11 protein-coding genes and 1 pseudogene are annotated in these 16,584 nt (G+C 53.7%); 4 read left to right on the top strand and 8 right to left on the bottom strand.

Annotated elements, in window-relative coordinates:
* The 8 genes and pseudogenes from RMSM_RS20870 to RMSM_RS20840 form a co-directional block, all read right to left on the bottom strand.
* Positions 1-2,275: glycosyl hydrolase family 95 catalytic domain-containing protein (locus RMSM_RS20870; protein WP_008700786.1), on the bottom strand; the 2,275-nt coding region annotated here is incomplete at its 3' end.
* A gap of 36 nt (positions 2,276-2,311) precedes the next feature.
* On the bottom strand, positions 2,312-3,802 hold the full coding sequence (locus tag RMSM_RS20865; protein WP_008700783.1) for a DUF7133 domain-containing protein: 1,491 nt from the start codon (positions 3,800-3,802) through the stop codon (positions 2,312-2,314).
* 9 nt (positions 3,803-3,811) lie between these two features.
* A complete protein-coding gene (locus tag RMSM_RS20860; RefSeq protein ID WP_144057824.1) occupies positions 3,812-4,144 on the bottom strand; it encodes a hypothetical protein in 333 nt (110 codons plus the stop codon).
* Positions 4,108-5,808, bottom strand: coding sequence for a c-type cytochrome (locus RMSM_RS20855; protein WP_144057823.1), 1,701 nt, complete (start codon positions 5,806-5,808; stop codon positions 4,108-4,110). Before RMSM_RS20855 ends, RMSM_RS20860 begins: the two co-directional genes overlap by 37 nt.
* A 9-nt stretch (positions 5,809-5,817) precedes the next feature.
* Positions 5,818-5,922: pseudogene (locus tag RMSM_RS43860) on the bottom strand (hypothetical protein); the annotation flags it as partial.
* Between the two features lie 50 nt (positions 5,923-5,972).
* Positions 5,973-6,614 (bottom strand): heme-binding protein, encoded by a 642-nt coding sequence (locus RMSM_RS20850; RefSeq protein ID WP_008700778.1) that lies wholly within the window; start codon positions 6,612-6,614, stop codon positions 5,973-5,975.
* Between the two features lie 235 nt (positions 6,615-6,849).
* Positions 6,850-8,598, bottom strand: coding sequence for a sulfatase-like hydrolase/transferase (locus RMSM_RS20845; protein WP_236622234.1), 1,749 nt, complete (start codon positions 8,596-8,598; stop codon positions 6,850-6,852).
* Positions 8,599-8,676: 78 nt separating this feature from the next.
* Entirely contained in the window at positions 8,677-10,248 is a 1,572-nt protein-coding gene (locus RMSM_RS20840) for a sulfatase family protein (RefSeq protein WP_144057822.1), read from the bottom strand.
* A gap of 837 nt (positions 10,249-11,085) precedes the next feature.
* Here RMSM_RS20840 and RMSM_RS20830 point away from each other — a divergent pair.
* The 4 genes from RMSM_RS20830 to RMSM_RS41155 all read left to right on the top strand — a co-directional run bounded on the left by RMSM_RS20830 (position 11,086) and on the right by RMSM_RS41155 (position 14,616).
* Entirely contained in the window at positions 11,086-12,324 is a 1,239-nt protein-coding gene (locus RMSM_RS20830) for a DUF1559 domain-containing protein (protein WP_040768643.1), read from the top strand.
* Positions 12,325-12,484: 160 nt separating this feature from the next.
* The gene (locus RMSM_RS41880) at positions 12,485-12,649 is read left to right on the top strand and encodes a hypothetical protein (protein ID WP_173405141.1); all 165 of its coding nucleotides are present in this window, start codon (positions 12,485-12,487) and stop codon (positions 12,647-12,649) included.
* Between the two features lie 489 nt (positions 12,650-13,138).
* Positions 13,139-14,383 (top strand): DUF1559 domain-containing protein, encoded by a 1,245-nt coding sequence (locus RMSM_RS20825; protein ID WP_008700768.1) that lies wholly within the window; start codon positions 13,139-13,141, stop codon positions 14,381-14,383.
* Between the two features lie 50 nt (positions 14,384-14,433).
* Complete coding sequence (locus RMSM_RS41155) at positions 14,434-14,616, top strand: hypothetical protein (RefSeq protein ID WP_160168339.1); 183 nt, start codon at positions 14,434-14,436, stop codon at positions 14,614-14,616.
* Positions 14,617-16,584: the final 1,968 nt, after the last annotated feature.

Below are 16,584 nucleotides of genomic sequence, written 5' to 3'. Positions count from 1 at the left end.
AAAACAGCACGTAGCCATCCTCGGGCAACTGAGCTTGGTAGACGCCTGGTTCGAGCACGTTGACCTTCACGCCTTCGGACCCAACCCACTGGGCGTCCACCAATTGCGGTTGCACTTCCACACTGCCGCCGACTTCTGCCGATACGTGCAACCACTTCGTCATGCCCTGTTCGCGTCGAGCACTGACCAGATATGCTCCCTCGCCCCGAAGTTTGTGGAATTGAACGTCGCTCCACTGGTGCGGAACCGCGGGAAAGACACGCAGACGTCCTCCCCAAGATTGCAGCAACATCTCTTGGATCGTGGTGGCGCCATGTAAAGGGGTTTCAATTACGGGCAAACCGCCCGCTTCAGAGTAAAATGTGTTTGCATGCAGAAACGGTTTCAGCCCATCGAGAAAATCCAACGCGCGATCCCCATCACCCAGAATCGCCGACAAGCAAGCACCGCCGGTTAACGAGTAACCCGCCATCGCACCACCAAAGCTATGCCAGTGGTCCAGGCTCGTCTCAATGAGTTCGCGGTCCGCTGCGGTTTCAGGCGTCAGCGTGCGCAATGGATAGATGGCGAGTAAATGGGAAAAGTGCCGATGACGGCTTGTTAGTGCAACGCCACGCCCAATCATTCGTCCCGTTTCGTTAATGTGAGTCGGTACAAGTTTCGTCTGGATTTCTCGCCACGTGGCGATCAGGGGTTCGTCCGTCTCACTTATCCCCATCTCCGCAGCAAGTGAAAGCAGCCGGGAATTGCCCCAACGCAGTAGATCCAGATCATACGTGCAGTCGGACGCTTTTCGGTACTCGGGACTGTACGTTTCCGGTAAATGCAAATAGCCGTCCGCTTCCTCGGTCAAAAAGTGGCGGTAATAGTTTACGGCACGCACTAGAAGCGGATAAAGCACTCGGTCGCGAATCGAGGTGTCTTGCCAATATCGATACTCTAAGTCGACGTTGTGTAACGCCCACACCAAATTCCCACACTCCCTTCCAATACTTGCATCCATCGGAGGGCGTCCAGTGCCGGGTTGCCCAGCATGACCGAGTAAGTCCCACCCCGAACTGTTGCGGCCCAGCGCATACGAGTCGGATTGGTAGGGTTCAGCGACGTTACGAGCGAGATTGTCACGGCACAGATGCAAGCGGTGACTTAGCGCCGAACCCATCTCGCGTCGGTTGGCTGATGCGAACCCGCTGTGCGAAAGTTGGGCGTTCAAATTCCACCATATCGCATTCCAGGCAGTGGGTTGCAGCCAGGGGCCTTGGTTGTCGATGATCCAGCTTTTGTCTCGTGTCGCGCAGGCCAATTTATATTGCTGGATCCAATAGAATGCGTCCCAAAATCGATCCCCGGTCGTCACAAAGCTTTGACGATAGTAACTGTGCCACCAATCACGATGCCTCTTGATCCATTCGGTCGGGGCCGCCGCCGCAGCCGTTCGTACCGCCGATACTGCTTGCGACGAGGCGTCTAATTCGGGATAGCTGTGCTTGACGCTTAGCCAGAGAGTTTGTTGGTGGCCTGATTGCACAGTCAACCAAGCCACAGCGGTCTGGCCGCCTGCATGTAGGTTTTGCACCGCCACTTGCACGCCATCGGTAAACTTGTTGACGACCGGTGGTGGGTTCGCAGGAACACGTGGGTTTTTACTGCGAATCGCACGAGGGTTAGTGGCTCGCTCCGGCACATAGGAAAATTTCGCCCCTTTCAAATCACCTTCGGTGCTGAGTTCGAAACGCATCACCGGTTCGGTGGCGTGAACCATGGTCGTCCAGCGAGCGATGCCGTCATCAGATCGGATCGTCCCGTTCGCTTCCGCATTCCACAGCGATAGTGCGGATTCGCTTGAATCTAAGGATTCAGGGAAAATCACTCGCAGGTGACCAATGAAGTGTCTGCCGCGATTGAGCACCGGGGCATTCTTTTCGTTGAAATCGTCCTGTTCCAAGGGGCGATGATCATGAGCGGCAGAGTTCCCTACGTCCCAACGAATCGTTTTCTCGTCGATCTGGTACATCATCGTGCCCTGTTCGCCGTTACCAAGAAACGGTGCCTCTTTCCATGTTTGCGGCAGCCGGTTCCAGCGGAGGTCGTGATCGGCGAGCATCGCGGACCAGTCGACTGTATCGGTCACGGTGTCCGCCGCGATGACGCCATCCGCTTTGTCTAACGCCAGCACACAGAGAACTGTGTAAAGGACAATCCAGCGTGAACACTTTTTCTTCAACAACATGGGGCACAGCCCTTTTAAAAGTTGGCTTTGGTGAGCAGCAAACATCGGCTCTTTCGATTTAGATTGTCCGGTCGCTGCAAATCATTCGGTGATCGGCGACAGCGGGATTTCGTTCAGCGTGTAGTAGGCATTGGAGTGCACCAGAGGAGCGTTCTCAGTTGACCGCACTTTGTGAAAGTCGAAATCGTGCACATGTCCCTGTACCAGTCCATCGATCTGCAAATGCACCTGCAGTCCGTCTGCAGAAACGGTTGCACTGGATACTTGGGGCGTCGTTTGGTCGACTTCGGGACTGCCGTAAGCTTGCCGATAAATATGGGTGTACGTCGAAACCGCGTAGGATTCTGGCTGTGCGGCGATTTCGCGATCGACCGGCTTGGTAAACGTGACCAAGAAACCATCGGGACGGGCGTTGATCTCCTTCACTTCAAACGGCACCAGACCGGTCCAATCCAGTCGCTGCAGGGCGTAAGGTTTTGGCCCACGGACTGGCCAGCCACGGTTGGTGCCTCCGGCAATCAGGTCGCCACGCGGCGTGAACTGACAAGCGAGAAGTCCTGTGGCAAGGCCTTCTCGGAACGGGTAACACGCCCCTTGCCATACGCCATTCACCTTTTCGGTGGTCGCTCGCATCATCACACTCAGGCTAAAGTCGCCAATGAAGATTTGGTTTTCAAACGGTCCGAACTTGCCGCCCGTGTGATCAACCATAAAGCCGGAAATCGATCGTCCCATTTTTCGATACGGAAATACCACGGCGTAGGGGACAAGCTCTTTCACTCGCTTGGTTTCGGTGAGTAAACGAGATGGTGTATTGGGAACAACGGGGGCCGGCCCGAGTTCCTCGGCCAACGGATACCAGTTGAAACTGACGGGATGTCCCATGAACCCGCCGGGCTGCAGCACTTTTAGCGAGCACGAACCGTTCCAAGGGCCTTGGCTCTCGGCATAAAACATGACGCCGTGTTCGTTCGGGCCGATTCCACACGGGCTGCGAATGCCGCTGCAAACCGGAATCGTCTGGCCGTCGGGCGTTACCTTGACGCACCATCCACGAAACGGCACTTTCGAGCGATAGGATTCGGACAAGCACAGGGCGACCCAGATGTTACCGTCGGGGTCGAGCTTGGAACCAAAGGCAAATTCGTGGTAATTGCGAAATCCCCATCGGTCACTCAGTGTATCGAATTGATCTGCACGACCATCCTGGTCCGTGTCAGTGATGCGAGTTACTTCGGTTTGTTGCGTGACAAAAAACGAACCGTCTCGATAAGACAAACCCATGATCTCATCCAGCCCCGCTGCGTAACGATGAAACTTGGTGTTTGGGTATTGGTCCATGGCGCCGGTGACCAGGTAAATGTCACCGCGACGGGTTCCGATTGCCAATCGATTGTCCGGCAGAACCTCGAAGCTGCTTGCTTCCAGTGCCATCTCATCGGGGAAGGGAATGTCAACGATTCGATAGTACTTCGCTTCCTGTTCTGCGGTTCCCCAATACTCTCCCAGCGGTTCGGCACGGAGTGCGGTAAGCGGGCTTAGCGTTAGCATGAAAACAATCAAGTTTCTCATTTCAATTCCTTACCAGCTGTATTCCAGAACCAATTGCTGCTCGTTTTCGTCCACCTTCAATGGGATGCGAAGGTGTTGAGCATCAGGTTGATCCACAATCGTGCCTGTGTGTTTTCGATCGACGCGTATTTGTAGACGATCGTTGACCAGAAAGCTGTCGTCATCGGCGTGCTGGATCGTCTTGCCCGTCGCGGCGCGAAAGATGACATTTGTTTCACCCGAGCTTGACCTTAATGTCAGGATGCGGCGGATGTAGGGAGCGTTTGTCGCAGAGTCAAGCATGTCGACGTAATAATCATTGACGATCACATCGGCAAATTCATAGTTGAATTGCGGACGCATTTTTTCGCCAGCGAGTAGCCTTTGAAACGGTGCTGCGGAGGCCGTCCGTCGTCCACGATCCAAGGTGACGTCGGATCCTCGATTTCAGGACCTCGAGCAAAGCGGATTAGCTTGTCGCCCAATGGCTTCACCGTACCATGTCCCTGACCTCGCCAAACTCCGCCCGGATCCGCGAACTTGCCTTGCCAGATCATCGCCAATTGCATTTGTTCGGCGTCGAACACCAAATTGACTTGATTTGGATAACCAACGCCGATGCCACGTTTGCCGATTTCCGGATAGCTGCGGCGGAGCATGACGGCTTCGTCGCTGGCGAGCAGTTCTAGCGGTTCAACGACCAGGCCTCGAGGCGTACGTGCTTGCCGACCATCGAGCAGGTATTGCCACAATGCTTCGACTTGAATTTTGGCATCGCCGGCGATGTCAGGGCGGATGGCTTTTCCATTGGGCCAAAACGATGGCATGACAGTGTTGGGGCTAAACCGTGGAGGGTCGAGCATGTACTGATAGAACCAGTCTTTCTTCAGCCGCTCTGCCATTTCGGTCAAATCGACGGCGGGCATCGTGTCGGATTGTTCGTACCGAAACGTATGGCAGGCCACACAGTTGAGCCCTTGATTTCCCGCAATCTTCAACCCCAACTCTTTCATCTCTTTTGGATCATCGACTGACGCAAATTTTGTATCGGAAAGCCGGTCGTTGGACTGTAGCAGTTCAATCAGACGACTCACGTTCGGCTCGCCGTACTGAGGCATCCGAGTTTTCATGTAGGGGCGGACCGAGCGATGGTTGATCAAAACATCACGCATCCATTCTTCTTTTAACTTGGCACCAACCCCGGTCAACGTCGGCGGAATTCTTCCTTGTTCACCAAGATTCAGGTTCGTGGTTTGAAAATGATGACTCCGATCCGTCGTGACGCCACCGATGTTGTCTCGGCGATGACACGCGAAGCAGTTGAATGTCGCCAGCGTGATGTTTATTTCCTGGTCTGCGGAAAGCTCGGGCGACTTGAGCTGCATCGCTGCTTGAATCCGCTGTCGGTCACGTGCATCAAGACGGTATAGCGGCCACTCGCCGGGTTTGCCAGACAGGCATCCCCGATTCGGATCAAGGTCCACGAGTGCATTGGGGCGAGGCACTGTCGGTGCGGATTCAACGACGCCGCTGTGGCAATTGACGCAGCGAAGTTCCGAGAAAAGCTGCTTGCCCGTGCGAGCAAGGGTGGAGTCGATTTGCCATGAAGACTTTGAGCCCTTTTCGCTCGACTGCAGCAAGTAGCGTGATAGATCTTGAGCTTCAAGATGCGTCAGTTGCATGTTGGGCATGCGACCCGATGGTCGAGCCGCATGCGGATTCTTTAGGAATGTCGTGAGTGCATTCGTATCGTATTTGTTGGTCAGGTCGCCAAGGGGAATCGAGTCATCCAGCGGTTGCTCGATCGCCAAATCGTTGCGTGGCGAGTGACAAGCGACACAGCCGATCGAATGAAACAGCTCTTCGCCCCGAAGGATTCCCTCGCCATCACCCCCCATGTCCGCTTGTTTCTTAAGGTCCGCTGCGGCTGAGGCTTGGTCGTTCGCGACGGAGGTCAGGAAGTGGACAAGGGCGGTCGCCGCCGCGGTTCGCTGTTCATCGTCCAGATGTCCCAGCATGTGAGGCATGCTTGTTCCAGGCTTCGTCCGCTGAGGATCGGCGATGAAATCTGCGAGGTAATTCGGATTCAACCATTTGGCAGACCATTTTAGATTCGGTCCATGCTGCTGCAGCGGCTGCAACGACTCAGCGGTTTTCCAATCGTGGCAACCACTGCAATTGAATTGCTTGATCAGGACGACCCCTTTGATCTCGTCACTGAGTTCGCGGCGAACCGTCGAGTCCTCGTTCGCTGCTTTGGCGGTGGGGCCGCGTGTTTCAGGTCAAGGGTATAGCGAAGGAGGTCAAGGAACTGCTGGCGATCCTTCAATTCGTTAGCCAATCCATCAGGCATGTTCGACTTGGTGCTGGGCTTGATCGCATCAATATCGTCTTGCTCGAACATAATCAGTTGTTCGATGTTTTGACTGCTTCGCAAAACGACTTTTTGATCGTCCTGGCTAACGATACTGCCATTGATAATATGGCCATCGACGGTCAATACCGAATTGGTTTCGAAGCCCTTTCGAATCGTCTTCGAAGGCAGCAGGATCGATTCGACAATCGACACGTCAGTCGTCTCTTGCCCTAATCGACTCAAGTCAGGAGCGATGCGATCGGTCTCGCTGACAGGCCGATGGCACTTCGCACAATTAATATTGCCCTGGTGAAACAAGATCGCACCACGAACGATGTCACCATCTTTGCGAGCTTGCTGAACGAGCTTGACGGGATCCTCTTGGATGAGACGCTCGGTTAATGTCTGGCCCAGGACGGGGGAGACGCTATCAGCTAAGGCAAGAATCATGAAGGTGATAAAGCAGACATTCTTCACGATGATGCGACCTCGGACATTGGTTCGGCTAAATGGACAGGGACTTGCTGCAGCCACTCACGATTGACAAATAAATCAATGGTCCCCCCACAGCCTAAACTCTCTGTGCCGCATGATCTTGTTTGAGATTCTCAGCAAACGACGAATCCGCGCACACAGCGAGTCTTGGGCTACTTCCTTGGCAACGAGCTAAAAGCGACGTTGTCTATGATATCGCAGGAGCTTCCGGCCTCACCTACGGTTTCGGGATGACGGCTTGGGCCGTGCGATCGCCCACGACAAAATGGCCAAGCGGTTGATCGTTGGTGTCCATGATCAACCAAACGGTGCCGGGTCGAGTCAGCTGAGGTTTCGACCAGCCACTTTCAAGTACACCGAAGGGCTGAGGGGTCTGGTCACCCACGCTTTGGAAAACTTTGACCGGTTGCCCACTTCGATTCGTGAAGGTCACGTTGAAGCGATTGCCGTCGGGATTCGAGGCCGGGACCGAAGTCGATCCAGCGGGATGCCATTTTAGTTTCGTCAACGACGAGGGGGCTGGAGGAACAAACTCGGCGGGATCTTTGGGGCCATGCTGTTTCAGGCGTGAAAGCGGTTCGGCGAATTTTGGATCTCCAGCCAAGTTGTTCCACTCGTACGGATCTGATTCGACGTCGTACAGTTCCTCGTCACCGTTGGCGTAGTGGATGTAACGCCAACGCGAACCGCTGACGCTGTAGTTCTCGGGAGACATCAGCTGAGTTACTGCCATATGAGGCCACGTGGTTTGCGGGTCTTTTAGTAGCGGCACCAGGCTGGGTTCGTGCAGCGATGCTTTGGCAGGCAGTCCGGCCAGTTCGATCAAGGTCGTGTAAAGACTTACCAGACTCACCGGAGCTTGGCACACACTGCCTGGTTGCGTCCCCTCGTCGAGTCCGCTCGTCCCCGGGGGCACGCGGACAATCAAAGGAACACGAGTGCAAACTCGCCAACCTGTGTATTTTTGCCAATGTTCTTTTTCGCCCAGGTGCCAACCATGGTCACTCCACAGCATCACGATGGTGTTGTCGTTGTTGGGGCCCTCTTCTAACGCGGTAATCACACGGCCGACCATTGCATCGGCGAAGGCGATGGACGCCAGGTAGCCCTGGATCGCCTGCTTCCATTGGCCTTCGTTTTGGATGTGAGCGAAATAGCGATTGCGGGCAAGTTTTTTCCCAGCGGGCGGCAGATCGTCGATGTCATCAGGAGCATACCCCGGTGGAAGCTGAATCTCGTCGAGTGGAAATTGGTCGAAATATTTCTGAGGAACAAACCAGGGCTCATGGGGACGATAGATCCCGCACGCTAGGAAAAAAGGCTTGTCATGTTCGCGACTCAGTTGTTCGCCAATCCATTTCGAAACCAGCCAGTCACCGCCAAACTCTTCGTCGGTGGCATCAAGACCTCCCCAGTCGGTTTCGATGTATTGCCATGGGCCACCGCGAGGCAAGCTAACAGGTCGCTGTTCGGGGTAGAGCGTTCTTGGAAACGGATCCTCTGTTTCTTTGGGCGGGTTGTATTCATCCCAAGACTGAGCGTCGATGATGTAATGCAGGATTTTTCCGGAGCCAGCCGACCAGTAGCCGTGTTTCGAAAAGTACTTGGGGATCAACTCGGCATCAGGCATCACGGTCCGCATTTTTTGCAGGTTGTCGTACATCCCCGACACATAGGCCGGTTGTCCCGACATGATCGCTGATCGAGATCCGTTGCACGCAGGTGACCCGCAATGAGCATTGGTAAACAGCGTTCCTGATTTCGCAAGCCGATCAATATTCGGTGTCCGGGCTTGAGGGTGTCCCTTTAAGCATCCAATCCAATCGTTCAGATCGTCAACTGAGATAAACAAGACATTCGGCTGTTCCGCCGTCGCCAGACCTGAAAGCGATGTCCATGACAAACAAATCATTAGCGACGGTATTATCCATCGCAGACGACGAAAGGGGGTGACAAGCGGTTGCATACTCATTCTCCGAGCGTAAGTGGGATCAATCCCGAAATCATGTTTTCGGTGGTGTGGCTTTGCCGACGGACGTCGTTGTTAGTAGTTCGGTGCTTCGAACTCGCGGCGAAGACGTTCGTACTCTAGCGTCAATCGAGTTCTCATGGCGGAGTATTCTGGATTGTGGTAAACGTTCACCATCTCGCCGGGGTCTTTGCTTAGATCGAACATTTGCCATTCGTCGGTCGCGGGCAGATAGAACAGTTTATGATCCTTCGTGCGTACTCCGAAGTGTTGCGGGACCGCGTGCTCACCTACTTCATAGTAGGCATAGTACAGCGAGTCACGCACCTTCGCGGAGTTGTCACGAAAAACAGGCATCAGCGAGTGTCCTTGGACTTCGTTTGGGATCGGCAATCCGGCGCACTCCATGAACGTGGGTGCGTAGTCGATGTTTTGGATCAATGCCTCTGGTCGCGAACCGGGTTTGATCTTGCCTGGCCATCGAATCACGAATGGCATTTTGAACGATTCTTCAAACATCCAACGTTTATCGAACCAACCATGTTCGCCAAGGTAAAAGCCTTGATCGGACGAGTAGATCACGATCGTATTTTTCGCCAAATTATTGTCTTCGAGGTATTTCAGCATGCGACCCACGCTCTCGTCGACGGCCTTGACCGTTTCGAGATAGTTTTGTGCGTAGCGACGATACTTCCACTGTACCAGTTGGCGGTCATTGATTTTGCCGGCTCGATAGTCGCGAACGAACGCCGCGTTCTTGGGAGCAAAATGAGCGTCCCATTTCGCTCGCTGCTCGCTTGTCATTCGGTTGTATTCGGGAGTGCCGTAATTTCGAAACGATGGTAATTTCAGGTCACCTCGTTCATCGTCGCGAAGTTTTAAATCGTAGGCCCATGTCATGTGACGATCGATTTCCATTTCGTTCTTCGCCAGCGTCGCGGAACGATTGGCGTAGTTATCAAACAGCGTCGCAGGCTCTGGGATCTCGACATCGTCGAGTGTTCCCAGGTGACGTAGTGCCGGTGCAAACGTCCGGTGCGGAGCCTTGTGCTGGCACATCAGCAAGAAAGGTTTGTCCTTGTCTCGTTGCTGTAACCAGTCAATTGATTTGTCGGTTGTCAGGTCCGTTGCATAGCCCTCGAACTTTTTCTGCGAGCCATCCATCTGCAGGAAGACAGGATTGTAGTAGTGTCCCTGGCCCGGCAAAATTTCCCAGTAGTCGAATCCGACAGGATCCGTTTTTAGATGCCACTTGCCGATCACCGCGGTCTGGTAACCGCTGGCCTGGATCGATTTGGCAAACGTCCATTGGCTCGAATTGAAGCCCTTGCCATCGTTTCGCATGAAGCCATTTTTATGGCTGTGTTTGCCCGTCAAGATGCAAGCTCGGGATGGGCCACAGATCGAGTTTGCACAAAAAGAATTCTGAAACAAAGCTCCTTCTTTTGCGATTTGATCGATGTTGGGTGTCGGGGCCACATCGGCTAACGGACCGCCATAGGCCGAGATTGCGTTGACAGCGTGATCGTCTGAGAAAATGAACACGATGTTGGGACGAGTCGAATCCGCAGCGGATAGCTCGGTCATCAATGGGCATAACACAAGCCAGGCAATCGTGGCGTAAATCGTATTGATAGAGAACTTCATCTTTTTACTTTCGACGCTAGCGTCACAGGTAGGGTGAGGGCTTTGCACAATCGAATTGGTGCAGGCACAGCAGTGTAAACGATGTTAGTAATGGTGATGGCGATTGCAATGCGGAGTCCCACATTCAAGGCCATGCAACTGAGCGGCTGTCACTCAACTCGATCGAGACGTCGTATCCTTCGAGGGCACGTCGTATCCTCCGAGGGCTCGGTGCTGCCTGCTCATTTGGTGTCGGTGGTCGTAATCGAATCTATGAGCGGATGAGTTTTAGCGAAAGATAGTATCGCGTGCTAATTGTGATCGGGTTGTAAGTTCGAGTTGCATGATCGGACTGCGAAATCGTAATTTTCTCGCGAAATTTTCTTTGCACCAGACGCGTGGCGGGATCCACCGATGCGTTGGCGGTTGTCTTCCACTCGGCCCTGCGATCGTCGTACGGGTGCATGTCATTGTAGTGGCGTCTTGATGCGCAGTAGACCGTCGCCGGTGGTTACAATCATAACGAAATCGCAACTTGGCCCCGCCCCGCTTGGGTGATCCAACGCCCCTTTTGTTACGTCTCACAGGCTTGATTATGAAGCGTTGCAGATGCGTTCAATTTCATGTGTTGTGCGCAAATACTTCATATAGCAACTAATTCATCCAATCCCCCATCGTGGATGAATACTAGGATCTTAAGTGGAGAATGTGTTGTGCCTGCGCAACGTTCAATTTTTAGCCGCATCCCCTTTAAGGTCAGCCGCGTTCCCCACTAGGTCACTCGAAGGCTTCACTAAATGAGTCTTACGGGGTTTGTTACATCCAAGTGTTCTTAATCTGTTCAATGAAGGGTAAGCAATGAGATTGAAGGTTTCAAAAGGATTCACGCTAGTCGAGTTACTAGTTGTGATCGCAATTATCGGGGTGCTTGTTGGGCTTCTGTTGCCGGCGGTACAGGCAGCTCGTGAAGCTGCACGGCGTATGAGCTGCAGCAATAATTTCAAGCAACTCGGCTTGGCGATGCACAATTACGAATCGACCTATCAGCAATTGCCTATGCAAGGCGGGGGAACCTCCACGCTGATATCTGGCCGAGAAAAGACGCCTGGAAGCAACAGTCTTGAATTGTCCGCCTTGGTCGGCTTTACGCCGTTTATCGAACAGCAGGCGCTTTGGGAGCAGGTCTCCAATCCCTACCAAGTTCCTGCGGGTGAACCCGGGGCTGGAAACGTCTACGCTGCCATGGGACCTTATCCAGGTCGCTCGTTCAGTCGTCTCGTTGCCTCCGATGCGGGGCCGTACAATCCATTCGAATCGGATATTCCAACGTTTCGCTGCCCAAGCGACCCTGGTGTCGGGCTGCCTGCGATGGGGCGTACTAATTATGGCGTGTGCATGGGAGACTCGGCCGACACGACCAATCTTGGTCAGGTGTACAACACAAATGGGACGCCAAAATCGACGACCATTTTCCAAGACGCCAACGCCAGCAACCGAGGCTTTTTCAAAAGCCAGTTAAAAGCTACCTTCCGTGATGTACTGGATGGTTTGTCCAACACGATTGCGATGGGTGAGATGATCACCGACATCGGTGACAATGACAAGCGATCGACTCCTGTCAACGGCAACTCCGGCCCCACGGGACCGTTGAAATCGACGGGCGGTGCATTGGCATGTGAGACATTTGTCGATGCGGATCGGCCTTTGTTCTGGGATTCGGGTGCTCCCTTTACCAGCAGTTCGGTAGACAATCGGCGTGGCTATCGCTGGGCCTGGGGCTTGCATCTTCACTCGGGAGTCTACACTGTCCTGCCTCCGAACCGAGAAATCTGCTTCAGCGCCAACTGGCACCAAGCCGAGGCCGTTTGCCCACCGAGTAGCCGACACCAAGGTGGAGCTCATGTCTTGATGGGCGATGGCGCGGTCAAGTTCATCACGGACTCCATTGACGCGGGAAATCTAGGTGGCCGAGCCATGGTGTCCGTCGACAGCCAAAACGATGACGCGTTGTCGACGCCCGGTTCAGCGAGCCCCTTCGGGGTATGGGGAGCGCTTGGCACGCGGGCTTCCAAGGAAGTGGTTAGCGATGGGATCTAATTGTTAAGTGCCAATTTGCACGCAGCGTGCCCGGACCCCGGGCACGCTTGCTTGCCGGTTACTGCGCCTTTTGTTTTTCTTGTGCTTGAGGGCAGCGAAATCCGTATCGTTGCTCTTGGAATGATTTGTCTTATTGTTTCCTCAGGGATCTGAGTTTGTTATGAACGTACGCGTGTATTCGTTTATTGTTTTGCTGTTGGCAGTATGCTCCGTGGGGTGTGCGGATAAGGAAGTGGAAAAAGCCTACAGCGCTTCCGATGTTGAGCAACTGTTGAAGGATCATCCGGAACTGAATGATCCGCCTCCACCGGAATATGCTGAGTGAGTGACGATTGACGAGAATCGAGACCAGGAAATGGCAACGATTTGAGTCTTCCTGTCTGCATTGTTCTCTTGCATTACGAAAGCCCATCTCTGTCGGCAAGGCCGAAAGAGGTGGGCTTTTTTTGCGATCCATTCGACACGATCTTGGCAAGAGGTCAGGTGCCAAACAGGTAGGCATGGCCCCGATTAGGCAAGGAGGTGTCCGGTAGTGGTTTGCCATTGGCATGGCCATCACGCGTTACCGCGACAACCGATCGCTTTCGTTGTGCGCAAATACTTTATATAGCAACTAATTCGTGCAATCACCCAGGGTGGATGAATACTAGGATCTGTAAGTGGGAATGCGTTGTGCCTACGCAACATTCAATTTTTTGCCGCGTCCCCTTTAGGTCAGCCGCTTCCCGATTTGGTCGCTCAAAGGCTTCACAAGCTGATGTCTTGTGGAGCGTGCTGCTTCGAGTTTTCTTTTTTCATTAGATAAGGGTAAGAAATGAGGTCGAAGGTTTTAAAAGGATTCACGCTGGTCGAGTTGCTAGTCGTGATTGCCATTATTGGGGTGCTTGTCGGGCTGCTATTGCCAGCTGTGCAAGCCGCTCGTGAGGCTGCCAGGCGAATGAGCTGTAGTAACAATTTCAAGCAGATCGGCTTGGCTGTTCACAACTATCATTCGACCTTCAATCAGATGCCCGTTCAGGGCGGAGGTGCAAATGGCAACGGGTATGGTGATGGCGGAGGCAATATCACTTCGGGTGGAGGCCGTAGTTCTCGTCGACTCAGCTTCCTGGTCGGTCTGACCCCGTTCATCGAGCAACAAGCGTTGTGGGAGAAAATCTCGAACCCGAGTCTCGAGAATACGACCGGCACTGCCATGACCGGCGCCTGGAGTCCGATGGGCCCCAACCCTTGGACTCAAGATGGATATGTACCATGGGCGAGCGAGATTCCAGCATTTCGTTGCCCAAGTGATCCAGGCACCGGGTTGCCAGCCCAAGGCCGAACGAACTACGCCTGTTGTCTTGGGGATGGCATTTATGTTTATCACTACACCAACCCACATCCATGGGGTGATCACCGTGGTTTTCCGGGAGGCGTCTCGGAGGCGACTGCGGGTGAGCGGTCACGCAGCAGCCATCGCGGAATGTTTCGTCCTCGCGCTACGATGAAGTTTCGTGATACGCTCGACGGATTGTCCAACACGATCATGGGCGGAGAAATCGCAACCGACATTGGTGATCGAGATGTACGCACCGATCTTCGTGTGATTCCAGGTTCGTCAACCCAGGCTCCTTCTGCGGGTGACGCGTTCACCAGTCCTGGGATTTGTGACGACTTGGTCGATTCTGCCCGTCCAAAGTTCTGGCAGACCTCGGGCGTGTCCCTTTTGCCGTCGTCGGACAAACGTGGGTTTCGCTGGGCCGATTGGGGACCCGTGTTCTCGGGCTTCTATACACTTCATGCACCCAACAGTGCTGCTTGTACGACATCGACTAACTCGGCGACCTATGGCGGCCCTATGTCTACCAGTAGCCGCCACCAAGGCGGGACTCACGTGTTGATGGGAGACGGTGCAATCAAGTTCGTCACCGATTCGATCGAAGCGGGAAATCCAGAAGCCGCTACTCCGTATTGGTTCAGCAGTTCTGCGAATAACCTTGTTGGCGGAGCGAGCCCTTATGGACTTTGGGGAGCGTTGGGTAGCCGAGCGTCGCGTGAAGTTATCACGGATCCGCTCTAGGTCACCCGCATTGATAATCCCAGGGCGAGACATTCAATAACCAAGAAATAATGAGAACTCCAGTGAAACGGATGAAACCAATTTTGTTGTTGGCAATCAGTTGCATCTCGATGGCGATAGCCGGGTGTGATTCCGGCGGCCCGCCAAAAATGATCGTCCCCGAGAGATCCGCCGAAGAAATCCAAGCGGCGGTGGATCAAAAAGAAAAAGCGGGGCAGGGACAAGTCGACTGACCCGTGTGAAGCTCGGCGCATCGTAAAGTCCGCGTCCCGAGTCTCTAATCCATCCTGAAAATGACATTCGAGGGCAGCTACAATGGTTGCCCTCGTTTTTTTTGGCTTTGCCGCCAATTTGACTTGCCGTCAATGGTGTCACGGCCGGACGTTCAGACGGGCGAAGTGCAAAGCACTCGACACCAAAAAACTAACGCTGTGAAGCATTTTTTCGTAGCGAAACTCGCAGAGAGTTTCGGTTTTACTCATGTGGCCGAAAGTCTCTGCGACTTTCGCTACAGTTAATTTGCGTTTTCCCTATAGGGAAAAATGCTTCACAGCGTTGCCCAAAAAACGCTCAGCGCGGCGACTCGTCGATTACCTTGTGAAGCTACGACGTACGGTGGGGTGAGATGTCCGTGGACACGCGTCGCAAACCGAGCGGCATCTGTGGTGGATTTTGGCCTCACCCCGAAAAACCCCGTGTTTTCTGCCGCGAGAGCTGCCCCACTAGGGTAACTCCTAGTGCGGAAAACACTGGGTTTTTGCACACTACCATAAAAAACACCACAAAATCCACCACCTGTGCGAAAATGGTTGCAGAATGTGTCCGCGAACATCTCTCGGAAATGCAATTCGCGGAGCTGTTGGACCGCCTCGCAGTACTTCGTAGCCTTACCAAATAACCAACGAACCGCTTGCGGTGTTTCAATTCCCGCGGGCTAGGTGGTTCCAAGCGACCACGGCACGTTGCTGGGCGATCTAGAAAACTGGCTGGCATTGACCGCGAAGAAAATCCTTCGTGTCGGATCGCCTAGATCCCAGTTTCGATCCTGGGCACTGGCGTTTTTTGCCAGTGCAAGTCGCGCCCACGGTCGGCCCCCTCCCCCTCACCTTACACGTGCAACCACACCGCAAGGTCAACGCCGCTTGACGTAGCGGTTGAGTCGATCGCGTCCTTGGACGGAGTTCGCGTGTATGCGGAGAAGGACTTATACATCACCAAAAAAATATTTTCGGCAAAGACCAGCCTCAGCAAGAAACGAAGACGAGGTGACTTGTCGCAGACAACCAAACCACAGAGCGAGGAAAATACAGATAGTAGCTTGCTGATCTCGTCCTCTCTAACTGACCACCACAATGTCATCTGATAACGGAGAAAGATTGTTTCTGAGCGGCCGAAAGGAGCTGCTCGACTCCCATAGTGGTGGCAATCAGTGTCTCGATACCGAGGAATAAATTCCGCCGTTTCATTGTTTCACTCGAAATATGAAACGCTCCACGATTGTCTGTTCTCTTCTTTTGCCGTGTTTTCCTGTCTCGGCACCACGTCACCAATTATCTCATTCTGTTTCACCACTGCATTTGTGAAACGCTGGGACATAGGTGTAGGCCTCGCAATCCCGCGATGCCAATTTTCACCTGTGGAGATAGGCGATGAAAACGCCAGACAAGCAGCTTCTAACCAAAAAGGAAACGGCTGCATTCTATTCAGTTTCGGACCGATCCCCGGATCGATGGTTACTCCAGGGTACGCTACCCGCCGCCGCCAAAATCGTGATCGGCGGATTAGTCCGATTCCGACTCTCCGTCCTGCTAGATCACTTGGCGGCGATGGTTGGTGACAACAGGCCTGTTACAGGGGGGCGGCAAGTGAATAACCAATTTCGACGGACAGCAGCCTGGCAGCTCTCGCGATCATGCGTGAGCACGGGCTTCCGACTTGGAGCTTACGAAAAGTCCCCGCTCAGCGGTACTGCGTCGATGGGGCAACGCTATTTATGTTTGCGTCTTTGGCACGCGTTGAATTCATCTCTTGTAGCGTGGCTGTCCCGGTCGCAGGGGAGCCTCTGCCGAGTCCTCGCAACTGCAAAAAAAAAAATCGCTATCAGAAACGAAAATGCGCTGACATTGTCGGATGGATTCCTAGAGTTCGCGAAGGGCGAAAGACGCTTGGCGTCCTGCGATGGCTACTTACCGCGAGTCACT

This window comes from Rhodopirellula maiorica SM1, from assembly GCF_000346295.1.
Classification (GTDB): Bacteria; Planctomycetota; Planctomycetia; order Pirellulales; family Pirellulaceae; genus Novipirellula; species Novipirellula maiorica.
Note: the sequence above shows the minus strand (reverse complement) of the source record. Positions and strands in the feature narration are given on the sequence as shown.

Excerpts from the sequence above, each read along its gene's own strand:
- RMSM_RS20865 (WP_008700783.1), bottom strand. The coding sequence starts at position 3,802 with ATGAGAAACTTGATTGTTTTCATGCTAACGCTAAGCCCGCTTACCGCA.
- RMSM_RS20860 (WP_144057824.1), bottom strand. The coding sequence starts at position 4,144 with ATGCGTCCGCAATTCAACTATGAATTTGCCGATGTGATCGTCAATGAT.
- RMSM_RS20855 (WP_144057823.1), bottom strand. The coding sequence starts at position 5,808 with ATGCCTCACATGCTGGGACATCTGGACGATGAACAGCGAACCGCGGCG.
- RMSM_RS20845 (WP_236622234.1), bottom strand. The coding sequence starts at position 8,598 with ATGCAACCGCTTGTCACCCCCTTTCGTCGTCTGCGATGGATAATACCG.
- RMSM_RS20840 (WP_144057822.1), bottom strand. The coding sequence starts at position 10,248 with ATGAAGTTCTCTATCAATACGATTTACGCCACGATTGCCTGGCTTGTG.
- RMSM_RS20830 (WP_040768643.1), top strand. The coding sequence starts at position 11,086 with ATGAGATTGAAGGTTTCAAAAGGATTCACGCTAGTCGAGTTACTAGTT.
- RMSM_RS41880 (WP_173405141.1), top strand. The coding sequence starts at position 12,485 with ATGAACGTACGCGTGTATTCGTTTATTGTTTTGCTGTTGGCAGTATGC.
- RMSM_RS20825 (WP_008700768.1), top strand. The coding sequence starts at position 13,139 with ATGAGGTCGAAGGTTTTAAAAGGATTCACGCTGGTCGAGTTGCTAGTC.
- RMSM_RS41155 (WP_160168339.1), top strand. The coding sequence starts at position 14,434 with ATGAGAACTCCAGTGAAACGGATGAAACCAATTTTGTTGTTGGCAATC.